Origin of the sequence: Nonomuraea sp. B10E15, assembly GCF_039871615.1 — a bacterium.
Lineage (GTDB): Bacteria > Actinomycetota > Actinomycetes > Streptosporangiales > Streptosporangiaceae > Nonomuraea.
The window spans coordinates 43,444-55,554 of record NZ_JBDPMB010000005.1 but is presented as its reverse complement, the minus strand read 5'-3'; the positions used below and the strand labels follow the sequence as shown (position 1 = coordinate 55,554).

Annotated in this window: 9 protein-coding genes; 3 read left to right on the top strand and 6 right to left on the bottom strand. The window is 71.9% G+C overall.

Annotation, left to right across the window (positions count from 1 at the left end):
* Positions 1-4: 4 nt before the first annotated feature.
* From ABGB14_RS18175 to ABGB14_RS18165, 3 genes are all read right to left on the bottom strand, one after another.
* On the bottom strand, positions 5-1,405 hold the full coding sequence (locus tag ABGB14_RS18175) for an FAD-binding oxidoreductase (protein WP_347644849.1): 1,401 nt from the start codon (positions 1,403-1,405) through the stop codon (positions 5-7).
* Positions 1,406-1,447: 42 nt separating this feature from the next.
* A complete protein-coding gene (locus ABGB14_RS18170) occupies positions 1,448-1,711 on the bottom strand; it encodes a hypothetical protein (protein WP_347644848.1) in 264 nt (87 codons plus the stop codon).
* Positions 1,712-1,780: 69 nt separating this feature from the next.
* Positions 1,781-2,680, bottom strand: a complete 900-nt coding sequence (locus ABGB14_RS18165; RefSeq protein WP_347619218.1) for a hypothetical protein — start codon at positions 2,678-2,680, stop codon at positions 1,781-1,783.
* 230 nt (positions 2,681-2,910) lie between these two features.
* Between ABGB14_RS18165 and ABGB14_RS18160 the strand changes: the two genes are divergently transcribed.
* On the top strand, positions 2,911-4,668 hold the full coding sequence (locus ABGB14_RS18160; RefSeq protein ID WP_347644847.1) for an exo-alpha-sialidase: 1,758 nt from the start codon (positions 2,911-2,913) through the stop codon (positions 4,666-4,668).
* Positions 4,669-4,814: 146 nt separating this feature from the next.
* On the opposite strand, the gene ABGB14_RS18155 is transcribed toward ABGB14_RS18160, so the two are convergent.
* Entirely contained in the window at positions 4,815-5,801 is a 987-nt protein-coding gene (locus ABGB14_RS18155; RefSeq protein ID WP_347644846.1) for a PRC and DUF2382 domain-containing protein, read from the bottom strand.
* Positions 5,802-6,048: 247 nt separating this feature from the next.
* Here ABGB14_RS18155 and ABGB14_RS18150 point away from each other — a divergent pair, with 247 nt between their 5' ends.
* Entirely contained in the window at positions 6,049-6,336 is a 288-nt protein-coding gene (locus tag ABGB14_RS18150; protein ID WP_132337477.1) for an iron-sulfur cluster biosynthesis family protein, read from the top strand.
* A gap of 54 nt (positions 6,337-6,390) precedes the next feature.
* On the opposite strand, the gene ABGB14_RS18145 is transcribed toward ABGB14_RS18150, so the two are convergent.
* Positions 6,391-7,371 (bottom strand): acetylxylan esterase, encoded by a 981-nt coding sequence (locus tag ABGB14_RS18145; RefSeq protein WP_347644845.1) that lies wholly within the window; start codon positions 7,369-7,371, stop codon positions 6,391-6,393.
* Positions 7,372-7,490: 119 nt separating this feature from the next.
* Here ABGB14_RS18145 and ABGB14_RS18140 point away from each other — a divergent pair, with 119 nt between their 5' ends.
* Entirely contained in the window at positions 7,491-7,766 is a 276-nt protein-coding gene (locus ABGB14_RS18140; RefSeq protein WP_347644844.1) for a hypothetical protein, read from the top strand.
* A gap of 84 nt (positions 7,767-7,850) precedes the next feature.
* Here ABGB14_RS18140 and ABGB14_RS18135 read toward each other — a convergent pair whose 3' ends face one another.
* Complete coding sequence (locus ABGB14_RS18135) at positions 7,851-11,900, bottom strand: hypothetical protein (RefSeq protein ID WP_347644843.1); 4,050 nt, start codon at positions 11,898-11,900, stop codon at positions 7,851-7,853.
* Positions 11,901-12,111: the final 211 nt, after the last annotated feature.

Here is a 12,111-nt window from a genome sequence, read left to right as displayed (position 1 = left end):
GGGGTCAGGCGCCGTACCGGCCGGGCGAGAGCAGGCCGTCCGGGTCGAGCGCCGTCTTGAGCCGGTGCAGCATGCCGAGGCTGGCGGTGCTGGTCTCGGACCAGACGTCGGCGGCCGCGTGGTCGATGTCGGAGCGGTAGATGGCGCAGCCGTTGGCGCGCAGGACGCAGCTGCCGTCGTTGCGGAGCTGGTGCGCCCGGTGGGCGGCGTCGGGCGCCCCGCGGTCGAAGAAGATCTGCATGACGCCGTTGGCCATGTGCCTGCTGACCAGGTTCCACTCGACCATGAGGGCGGTGGTGTGCGCGTCGACGGCCGTCTGCAGGGCGGCCAGGACGTGCTCGGTCTTCCGCGCGTGCATGGGCATCAGCGGCAGCAGCGCGAGGAAGCCCATCGGGCCCTCGTCGATCTGGTCGCACGAGGTCACGCCGAGCGCGTTGTGCACGCCCATGCAGGTGGGGATGCCCTGCGACATGAGCGCTCTGGGGTAGAGCGGGTCGCCGGCGTCGACCTCGGCGGCGTCGACCACGCGCAGCGCCTCGGCGCCCTCGACCTCGATCAGCGCCTTGCGGAGCAGTTCCTCGGCCAGCTCGACCGTGGCGTCGCTGCCCATGAGCGGCCCGAGGATGGTGAACAGCGAGGGGTCGACCCCGGCGGGCAGCACCCAGTCGCCGTGGCCGGGCGTGAGCGACAGCTCGCGCACCCGCATCAGCCCTTCCGCCGGGTTGCCGCGGCGCAGGAACCCGGTCATCGCGCCGACGGCGACGCCGGCCTGGTCGCGCGGGATGCGGCCGTGCACCAGGGCGACGGTCTGCGGGCGCGGCACGAGGGAGACGGCCATGGCGGTGACGATGCCCAGGTTGTGCTGGACGAACGAGGACGTCAGGTCCGGGCCGGCGACCCGCCCGTGGTAACGCCCCGCGGGGTCGAGCCCGCCCGTGGTGACGACGCTGCCGTCGGCCAGCACGGCCTCGATCCCGGCGACGTCGTGGACGCGGGAGCGGATGCAGCCGTCGCCCCGGTCGAGCGCGTTGCCGATGACGGAGGTGTCGGCGCACGAGGCGGTGACGTTCAGCATCCAGGGGGTGCCGCGCAGCACCTCGGCGAGCTGTGCCTGGGTCACTCCCGGCTCGATGACCGCGAAGCCGGCCTCGAGGTCGAGGCTGCGTACGCGGTTCATGCCGCCGAGGTCGACGACCAGGTTGTCGTCGGTGACCGGCATGGCCGAGCCCATGCCCCAGTTCCTGCCGGTGCTGATCGGGTAGAGGCGGCGCCTGGCCGTCATGGCCTGGCGGACGAGCGCGCGTACCTCGTCGAGCGTGCGCGGCGTCTCGATGCCCGCCAGGGAGCGTGGCTGGTGTCCCCCGACGTCACGCGACCTCAGCTCCGGTCGCGACAGATCCTGCATGACTCTCCTCAAAGATCAGATATCGCTCGATGGGGGCACACTTCAGGCAGTGTGCTGGAGCAGGTCGTCGATGGAGCCGATGGCCTGGTTGGACATCTCCCTGATCTCGAGCAGCCGCTGCTCGACGTACTCGTCGGGCTCGTCGGAGGGGAGGGTGTCGGGGAGGGCGAGCGTGTCGCGCGGCCCGGCCTGCGCGGGGATCTCGTGCAGGCCGTAGGGGTGACGCCGGACGTGCCCGGCGTCTCGGTGCTCGGTGTCTCGGTGCTCGCGCCTGGCGCGGGCGGGCAGGTGCGGGGGGGTTCGCATGACGGGAGCTCTCCTACCGGACTCGGATGGGGTTTTCCGGGTGACCGCTCGCCCTTGAGCGGATCGGGGTCAGCGTGCGTCCTCCGTACGGCCGAGGTGTTCGGCCCGCGGGGCGGCGGCCGCGCGGGTCACGCGTGGCACGCCGTGGTTGATGACGCTCGCGGCGATGCGGCGTTCGGCCAGCCCCATGTGCGGACGGCCGATGCCTGGAGCGCTCGGCCGGGCGCCGGCCGAGCCACGGATCATGGTGCTGGCGTGCACCCAGCGGCGCGACTCCGCCAGCACGTCCCGCTGCGCGCGGGGCAGGTCGCGGTGCCGCGCGTACTGCTCGCAGACGGCCCGGGCGAGCACCCGCGCCATGACGAGGTGCTCCTCGCAGGCCCGGGCGACCTTCGCCTCCAGGCCGGCGACCTGCGCGAGGAGCAGCTGCAGGTGCGGCAGCTCGGAGCTGCGCTCGTACCCGGCGAGCTCGGCCAGCCGCTCCGGCCAGCGCAGCCGCCGCTCGATCGAGGCGCAGACGGTCGTGGCCACCAGCGCGGGCGGCTCGCCGTCCGGGTCCTGCCCGTCGAGCTGCACGGCCCGCTGCGCGGTGTGCTCGAAGTCGGCCAGGCGGCGCAGCCCGCTCTGCAGCAGGCGTACGCGGTTGTGCAGGCAGGCGGCGCTCCAGCCGAGGACCAGCAGGCGGTCGGCGTCCGCCTCGCAGTGCCAGCCGACCAGCGCCACTTCGCGGGCCATGCGGTGGTGCAGCACCCACGGCTCCGGCGCGGCGCCGGCGTCCACCGTTGTCTCGATCCACACCTGCAGCCCGCCGGGCGGCAGATCGCCGACGCCGATCTCCATGCCCTCGGGGGCCACCCTGGCGCAGATCCGCTGGACCACGCGCTGCTGCGCGGCCGCCTCCGGCGCCACGGGCACCGGGCCTGGCAGCACGCGCTCTGGGGCCACTTGCGCCCTGGGCTCGATGCTCATCTGGGGCCACCTCCCGACCCGCGGTCTTTCGACCTACGTAAATTCACACTTAATGGTGCCGCCTCGATCGTCGTCAGACAGCGGTTCTATGTCAACTGTCAGTTTACGAATGGCATGAATCATCAGCCGCCCGAACGTGTACCCGCGACTCCCCGCAGGTGAATGCCGGGTTGGCGGCGCTGGGTGATCTAGAGTCCGTACCGTCGGCGTACGGGGGAAAGGCGGGGCCGGTGCTGGTGCACGCAACCGTGGTCACGGCCCTGTCGGTGACCTTGACGCTGCCCGCCGTGCCCGCGCCGGCACGGGCGCCGGCCGGCTACTGCCTGCTGCCCGACCAGCCCGCCGCGGGCGAGGGTTACCTGATCGCCAGTGCTTCCTCACCCGATCTCGTCCATCCCTTCCCGCGGCCGCCCGCGCGGGAGCCGACGGCCTCCGAGCGGCTCGACTTCGCCGGCTTCCCGAACGTGTCGGTGCTCGACGTGACCGGGCGCGGGGGCGCTCCGGAGCGGAAGGTGATCGTCACCTACACCACGAACGTCGACGAGGTCGTCACCCTCACCAACGCGGCCGCGGTCTCGGACGACGGCGGCGCCACATTCGGCCCGCCGAGCCGGACGCCGCTGCGCGAGTCGCCCGTCGAGCTGCACGACGGGCGCTTCTTCGCCACCGAGTACTACCCGGCCAGGACGGGCCCGCACACGGCCGCTCTCGGCGTGCTCACCTCGTCCTCGCTGGACGACGCCGAGAGCTGGCTGCGTTCCGAGGCGACCCTGACCACGCCGGACGACCTGCTGCCGGGCGGGGCCGTGCACGGGACGCCGATCCAGCTGGCCGGCGGCACGATCCTGATCACGCTCTACGCCCGTTACAGCGGCACGGGGGCGTACCAGGCCGAGGTGTACGCCAGCGAGGACGGCGGGACGACGTTCTCGCGGCGCGGCGTGATCGCCACGCCGGCCGAGGGGTTCGCCTACACCGAAGCGGCCCTCGCGCAGACCGTGGACGGCAGCCTGCTGGCCGTGCTGCGCCACGACGGCGGGAAATACTCCACGCTGCGCCAGAGCCGCTCGGTGGACGGCGGCCGCACCTGGTCGCCGGCGCGCGAGCTGCGCTTCACCGGCTCTTTCGCCGGCCCGTCCACTGAAGGTGGCTGCGTGGTACGCGGAGTGGCGCCGAGACTGCTGCTGACCCCGGCGGGCGTCCTCGTGCTGAGCGCGGGGCGGCCGGACAACTGGCTGGCCGTCTCCCCCGACGGGCGTGGCGAGGCGTGGCAGGAGCCGCGGGTGACCTACCACAACCGCGACGGCATCTGGGACACGCACGGATCGTCCGGCTACACCGGCCTGGCCGCCGTCGGCCCGCACCGGCTGATCCAGGTCTTCGACAACTGCAAGCTCCCGGGCGTGCGGCCCGACGGGCTGCTCAACGAGACGGCGTGCCCGGCGCACGGCCGGTTCGAGCACGGCGGCTGGTACGCGATCAAGCGCCGCCTGTTCACCGTGGCCCCGCCCGGCCCCGGCCTGCTGGACCTGGCGGCGATGCGCCGGCGCGGCGACCTCACGATCGACACCACCATGACGTGGACCGGCCGCTACCGCCCCAGGACCCGGCCCGCCGCGGCCTTCGACGGCAGCACGTCCTACTGGTCGGGCGCGGTCGCCGCCGGCCGCGGCCGCTACGTCCTGCGTCTGGACCGGCCGTACGCCTTCACCCGGATCGGCCTCAGCCTGCGCCCCGGGCATCCGGCCGGAGCCCGCGTGTACATCTCACGGGACGGCCGCTCCTGGGGCGAGCCGGCGCTCACCGTCACCGGCAGGACCGACTACGCGATGCGCTACTCGGAGGTCGAGCGCACGGGACGGCACGTCAAGATCGTCCTCACGCCCACGCGTGACTGCGACCCCGAGATCGGCCGTTCCTGCAGCATGCTGAACGAGATCGAGCTGTACGCGGGGGCCGGGCCTGGACGGCGCGCGCCCGGCCGCTGAGGGCCGCCACCGGCAGCGCGGAGAGCCCGGGCGCCGAGGCCCGCCACGCGGCACGGCAAAGCCCGGGCGCTGATGCCTCTCACCAGCGACCGGGGCTTTTGCCTGCGAGGTCCGCAGCGGCGCGTCCGGCGCCACTGCCCCGTATGTCACCGCTCGGGGGGAAGGGCACTCCCGCCGCGGCCGAACATGCCGTCGTCGTCCCTGCCGATGGTCACCCCGTCCTCGTCGATCTCCAGCCGCTCCTTCCGGATCTGGCCCTCGACGGTCTCCTCGTGCTGCACGTCCCGCTTGCGGACGTGGATCCGCTCGACCGGCCTGCTCTCCTTGCCGACGACCGGACGCTCCTCGTGCAGGATCATCTCGCGATCTTCCTCGCCGATCTCCTGCACCGCCGTCGCGTCCCCTTCGCTGATGGGCTCGCGCTCGATCACGACCTCCTCGCGCGAGAGCGGCACCGTCTCGTGGACGGTCTCGGTGTCGACGTACTTGTGGAGGCGGACGCGGCCGGTCTCCCTCGTCTCCTTGCCGATGCGCAGCCGCTCTTCCGACCTGGTCATGGAGATGTCGTCGACGTCGGCGAGGTCGCCGGTGACACCGTGACCGGCCGTCCTGCCGGCGAAGTCCCGGCGGCCCGTCTCGCCCGCGGCGCCTTCTCCGGCCATCCCCTTGCCCGCTGGGCCACCCGCTGGGCCACCCGCTGGGCCACCCGCCGTGCCTCCTGTGATGAGGTCGTCGCGGGGTGCGCCCGCGGGCCTGTCGGGCCGCTCCCCCGTCACGGGGGTCTTCTCCGTACGCGGTTCGCCGGCGCGCTGCTGCGGGACACTCGTCGGCCGCATGCCGTAGTAGCGGTAGAGGTTGGTCTCCTCGTCGATCGTGAGGCGGTCGTCGACGTCGATGTTCGGCGCGCCCTTGATCATCTCCTTGTCGAAGGGGACCCGGATCTCCTCTCCCGAGCGACGGGCGTTGGCCAGAGGCACGAAGGTCTGCTTCATACCGAAGAGCCCCGTGCGTACGGTCACCCACTCCGGCTCGCCCGAGCGATCATTGAGGTAGACCTGGCCCACCTTGCCGATCGACTGGCCGTCCGACCCCACCACGTGGCAGTCGAGCAGGTTGCGGATCTCTGTTTCCATTGCCACGACGATCCCCCAATGCGCTCGTCCTGGTGTCAAACAGGACAAATACCCCATATCGCCATAAATCCACGTTCTTTCCGGCAGTTTCTGGCCTGGTCCGGGCAGCACGCACGCTGTCCAGGGGACGGCGCGCCACCCGCGCACTCCCTGAGAATTCGGTAAAGAAAGGGTCACGAAGGGTTGAGCCCGAGCGAGGAGGGAAGGGCAGGCAACTCGTGAACGTCGAACGTGAGGAGGAGCCGTAGTGCTCACCCTGACAGCCAACGCAGCCCAGGCGATCCGCGACCTGACCGCGGCCGCGCCCGAGCCCTCCCAGAGCGGGATCCGCATCTCGTCTCAGGGCGAGGGCGCGAGCTCGCTCACCCTTTCCCTGGCCACCGCCCCCGAACCGGCGGACGCGGTGGTCGAGTCGGAAGGAGCTCGGGTCTACCTCGACCCTGTGGCTGCCACTGTGCTGGAGGACAAGTCTCTGGACGCCGGTGCCGACGACCAGGGGAGCGTGTCCTTCCTGGTCACCGAGCAGAGCGCCTGACGCGGCCTCCGCCGTGCCGGACCCGATCGGCGGTCCGGCACGGCGGGCGTCCGCTCAGCCGTCGCCGAGCAGCTTGTCCAGATAGCGCAACTGCTCCTCGGACTGGAAGCCGCCGCCGCCCTCGTGGTTGTTCCAGGGCCACACCGTGATCTCCTTGGGCCCCTGCCAGTGGTTGTAGGCGGCGAACACCGTGGACGGCGGGCACACGTCGTCCATCAGCGCCACCGAGTACAACGCCGGGACCCGCCCGCGCGCCGCGAAGTTGAGGCCGTCGAAGTACGACAGCGTGCGGAACACCTGGTCCGCCGTGTCGCGCCGGGTGGCGAGGAAGCGCACCAGCTCCTGGTACGGGTCGCGCCCGGTGATCTCCACCGCGCGCCTGAAGTGGGTCAGGAACGGCACGTCGATGAGCGCGGCCTTGACCGACGGGTGCAGCGCGGCGGTGGCCTGCGCGATGCCGCCGCCCTGGCTGCCGCCCGAGACGACGATGCGCGCGGCGTCGACCGCCGGGTGCTCGATCGCCGCGTCCACGGCCCTGACGGCATCGGTGAAGACGCGCCGGTAGTAGTAGTCGTCGGGGTCGAGGATGCCGCGGGTCATCATGCCGGGCGCCTGCGGTCCCGCGCTGCCGTGCGGGTCTCCGGTGGCGCCGGGACTGCCCACGTTGGCGCCGCCGTGGCCGCGTGTCTCCATCACGAACACCGCGTACCCGGCGGCCGGCCACATCAGATGGTCCTTGGGAAACCCGCGCCCGCCGCTGTAGCCGATGTAGTGCATCACGCACGGCACCGGGCCGTCCGTGCCCTTCGACAGCAGGAACCAGCCGTTGATCCGGTGACCGCCCCAGCCGGCGAACGAGACGTCGAACACGTCCACGGCGGCGAAGGGCAGGTCGTACGGGACGTACTCGGCGGCCGGGCCGGACTCCCTGGCCTCGGCCAGGGTGCGGGACCAGAACGCGTCGAAGTCGGCGGGCTCGTCGCGGTCGGGAAGGTAGCCGCGGAGTTGCTCAAGGGGCATGTCGAACAGGGGCACGAGGTCTCCAACCTGTAGCGGGAACAATGACATTTCATCGCATAGCACTGGAAAGCGCTATCCCGCCCCTGGATCGGACCGGCCGTTCGAACCCGTCCCCGCCGGGTAGGCGATCACCCGTGACTGAACACGTTGTCGAGGTTCCCTACTCGCACCTCTATCCCGGCCTGGTCCTGGACGCCCCCGCGGGCGCCTTCGACTTCCTCGTGCTGTTCGGCGACGACTCCGAGTCGCGGGCGCAACTGGTGAGCGACGACACCGGGCGCCCGGTGCTCAGGATGGGCGGCTACATGACGGCCAGGGGCACCGTCATCGACGAGCGCGTGTGGACCGTGCGCGAGAGCGTGCGGCACGGGGACCGCGTCCGGCTGCGCCTGGGCCGCTCCCTCCCCTGACCGCCCGCTCCTGACAGCAGCAGCCTCCGGCAGCGCCGTCCTGGCAGCGCCGCTCCGTGACCGGGCCGCCGCGCGACCCCGCCGTCAGCGGGATTCCGGTCGCGAGGAGTCGCCGCCGGCGTCGCAGGCGCCCGCCTGGGTGTTCGCCACCTTCCACTCCGCGCCCGGGAACGGGCTCATGAAGTGCGTCAGCAGGTCCACCGCGTAGTCCGGCACCTGGCCGCCGGGGTCGAGCAGCGAGACCATCTGGGGCCCGTCGGCGCCGCGCAGGGTGATGGAGTTCTTGGCGCCCCCCGCGACGAATCCCGGCTTGGCGTCCACCGTCAGGCAGGCCACGCTGAACCCGGCGGCCTTGATCTCCTGCTTGGCCCCGATGCGCCTCATCCGCTGGTCGTAGCGGCGCATGGCGAGCGACTTGGTGCCGCCGATCCGTACCGACTCGTGGAAGAGGTCGTTGCCGATGTCCCTGCTCAGCCTGACGTCCAGGGAGACGTCCGGCCGCAGGTCGACACCGTCGGCGGACAGCTTCAGCCGTCCGTAGTTCCCCTCGAAGGAGGGCGCCACGTAGCCGAGGGCGGGCGGCGCCTTCATGCCGAACGGGATCTTGCCCGGCCTGATCCGCAACCACGACATGCCCTGCACCGACAGCCCGACGTCCTCGACCGAGCTCTTGCCGAGCCCGAACTGGCCGGCCACCTGGTAGGTGAGGAAGCCCTTGGTGTGCGGGACCTCCTTGCTCACCGCGATGCGCTGCTTGGCGACCGGGTCCATCCGCAGCCCGGCGCGCAGCGTGATGCGGCCGGTGGCGACGGGTTTCGAGACGAGGTTGAGCGACCGGTCGGGATTCATCCGGATGGTGGTGTCCGAGGCCAGGTTCCTGACCGCGACCGCCACGTCCCCGAGGCGGCCCTTCGGGTCGATCAGACCGCCTTCCACGCCCAGATAGCCGTCGAGGGTGTTGACGCCGCCCAGCGCCTTGTACGTGACGGCCGGCACGCTGAACCCGGCGCCCGAGGCGTCGGCGTCCACCCCGAACCGGGCGGGCACGTCGGAGAAACGCAGCTCGCCGGTGCCCTTGCCGGGCAGGGTGACCTTGGCGCTGAGGCGCTTGACGGCGGCGGAGTTCGTCACGCGGATGCGGGTCTTGGCGCCGTACGTGCCCTGGACGGCCACGGCGGCGGGGACCGGATCGACCGCGACCCTGCCGCGCGCCCCTCCCGACTCCGCGTGCACGTCGAGGCTGCCCAGGGTGGCGGCGGGCTCGATGCGGTAGCCGGCGTTCACGGCGTTGCCCTTGGTCACGTCGAACGGCCCCAGCGACATGCTGGTGATCTTGGAGGGCAGCCCGGTCAGGGTGGCCCTGGCCTTGATCGGGACGGGCGCCAGCACGCTGCTGGCCAGGTAGACGCCCAGGCTCTCGCGCTTGGGGTTGAACCCGGAGAACCCGAACGTCTTGCCCGCCGGGTCGACCGAGACCCGCTGGGGCAGGCCGGTCACGTCCAGGAAGCCCTGGAGCCCGTAGCAGCCGCGCTGCGGCGTGCAGAAGGGCCCTGGCGAGCAGCCCTTCGACCCGGCGGCGCAGCCTCCGTCCACCAGGGACACGCCGCCGCCGGGCAGGGCGGGGGCGGCGCGCATGCGGTCGAGCGCCGCGACCTTGCCCAGCCAGGCGCGGGCGCGCACGTCGAGCCGGGAGCCCTCGTACGTGAGCTTGCCGCCGGCCGAGGTGACGGCCAGGCGGCCGGGCGCGGGGCCGAGCGTGCCGATCAGGCCGAAGCGGGTGTCGCCCCGGGTGACGTCGGCGTCCACGGCGAGGGTCTGCTCGGCCGAGCGGAAGTCGGCGGTGAAGCCTTCGGCGGCCGGGGTGAACTCGACGTGTTCGAGCCCGTTGACCAGCACGCTGCCGTCCATGTCGCCGGAGGCCTCGTCGTAGTGCGCGGCCAGGTGGGGGCCGGTGGGCGACTTGGCGCCGTCGTGGTTGGTGAAGGCCAGCTCGGCCGTCCCGACGGGGCCCGACTGGCCGCGGAAGCGGGAGGACGTGGCGTTCCACGAGGCGTCGAAGCGGGCCGGCACGTCGCGCACGTCGGCGGCGGCCCTGACGTAGCGGTCGCCGAGCTTGACCCTGGCCAGCGCCGTCACCTTGTCGATCGGGCCGGCGGCGGTCCAGGCGAGGGTTCCCGCCTTGGTGTCGGCGACGAGCTCGGCCTGCTTGCTCAGGCCCTTGGCGGTCACCTGCAGGTCCTCGCCGGTCGGCTGCTTCACGTACGCTTTATTGGCATAAATCCGCACTTCGTCGAGCTTTCTGGGCGCGGCGATCCGCATCGTGGACCGCTCGCCCAGCTCCCATGACGCCTTCACGTCGTCGCGCACGCCCATGAGCGTCCCGTCCACGGTGGGCCCGGACTTCAGGTTGGCGTAGGCGGCGTGGATGCGCTTGATCTCGCCGCTGGCCCGGAAGGCCGCCTTCCTGGCGGCGGGGTCGAGCGTGACGTCGACGGTGGCGGGCGTGTTCGAGATCTCCATCCTGGCCACGTGGGTGCCGTCGAGGCTGGCCGCGCCGGTGAACGAGCGGCCGCTGGAGTCGACCTCCAGGTGGGCGTGCGGCTTGCCGCCGTACGTGACGTCGAACTCGGACAGGCCCGACAGCAGCGCGGAGACACCGACCGCGGCGCCGTTCTTGATCATGGTGACGTGGCCGCCGCGCGGGCTGGCGATGGCGCCCCCGTTACGCTGCAGCACCGCCTCGAACGTGCCGACCGGCGAGCTCGTCCTGTGCGTGACGCGATGCTTGGTCAGGTCGTTGACCAGGCGCAGCTTGGCCGGCAGGGCGCTCAGCTCCGTCCTGACCACGGTCTGGGACGCGTTCCTGTCGTAATAGAGCAGGCTGGCGGCGCCGGCCCGCGACCGGCCCGAGCCGGCGTTGACCGACACGGTCTGCTTGCTCTTGCCGGAGCCGTACTTCGCCACGAAGGAGCGCGGTACGCGTTCGAGCTCGGCGCTGACCACCTTCGACAGCCGCCCGTCGCGGTAGGTGAAGGAGTTCAGGCGGGCGCGCGGGACGCTCGACGAGCTGGTGAAGCGGATCTGGCCGCCGGACAGGCGCACCTCGGCGCGGGCGGCCATCTTGTCGAGCACCGCGTGGACGAAGCGGTGGCCGTTCACGGCGAGCGCGTCCAGCGTGGCGGGCGAGGAGGCGGCGACGTCCAGCGTGGGCGTGTCGAGCGCGGCGTTGACGGTCAGCTTCTCGGTGGCGGGCGTCTGGCGCAGGCTCACCGCGCTGCGCCCGGTCATTCCGGCGATCATGGCCGCGGACTCGCCGGGCTCCTTGCGGGTGATGCTCGCCTTGACCCGCCTGCCCTCCATGTCGACGGTGAAGTTCCCCCAGTCGCTGGCCGAGAGGGAGGATCCGCGCTTCAACCCGTCGAACCCGACCGACACCTTGCCGTCGTACTCGGCCCAGACGCGGGCCCTGAGGTTCTCCTGCGACAGCCGCTTGACGGCGAACCCGAGCCCGACGGAGCCGCCCGCGGGGCTGGCGGTGGGTACGAGGTCGGCGGCCAGGTCGGGCTTGACGTCCCCCGTGACGTCGGCGGCGACCGGCACGCCGACGGGCTTGGAGATCGAGCAGGACACCGGCACGCTCTCGCTCTCGACGCAGAGCCGGTACGTCAGCCCCGGCACGGCCTTGCCGAGATTGCCGAACGTCTTGAGCACGGACGCCAGCGGCTTGATGAGCGTGAGCGTCTCGGCCTGGGAGGTGTCGGGCAGCACGTCACGCGTGTCGGGCGCCTTGGCGCCGAGACCCTGCTCCTTCTGGACGGCCGCGGCCTCGGCGGTGATCTCCTGGACGAGCCCGGGGCCGGCGGAGGTGGTCACCTCGGGCGCCTGAGGCCCCACCTTGTCGTCGCCGGCGGGCCGGAGCGCCAGCGACTCGCGGGTGGGCAGGGTGACCGTGGCGGGCGCCGGCTCCTCCACGGCGGGCACGGGACGGACCTTCGCCGCTTCCCTCTGGACTGCGGCTGATGCGACCCCAGCTGGGGTGATCTCGGCTTCTGCGACGGCCGGCGGCGCGGCCACCAGGGCCGCGGCACTTGCGATGGACGTCGAGACGAGCACGCGCAGGAAGGCGTGCGGCATGTAGCGTTCTCCCCGTACCGGTCTAATTCATCCCATCAGAAACATAGGTCACGAGCCGACCACATCCCCTCACTGGCCGTCAAACTGGTTCCAACATTGGAACTCCAGTTTTCTTATGCGGACGATCACTCACGGTCATCGCCGCAGCGCCAGGGAAGGCGTGTCCGCGCTGGTGGGGGGTGGAACCGCGGCCACCGCCGGGACGATGCGA

Bases quoted from the DNA above. Each gene is read 5' to 3' on its own strand.
- ABGB14_RS18175 (WP_347644849.1), bottom strand. From the start codon at position 1,405: ATGCAGGATCTGTCGCGACCGGAGCTGAGGTCGCGTGACGTCGGGGGA.
- ABGB14_RS18170 (WP_347644848.1), bottom strand. From the start codon at position 1,711: ATGCGAACCCCCCCGCACCTGCCCGCCCGCGCCAGGCGCGAGCACCGA.
- ABGB14_RS18165 (WP_347619218.1), bottom strand. From the start codon at position 2,680: ATGAGCATCGAGCCCAGGGCGCAAGTGGCCCCAGAGCGCGTGCTGCCA.
- ABGB14_RS18155 (WP_347644846.1), bottom strand. From the start codon at position 5,801: ATGGAAACAGAGATCCGCAACCTGCTCGACTGCCACGTGGTGGGGTCG.
- ABGB14_RS18135 (WP_347644843.1), bottom strand. From the start codon at position 11,900: ATGCCGCACGCCTTCCTGCGCGTGCTCGTCTCGACGTCCATCGCAAGT.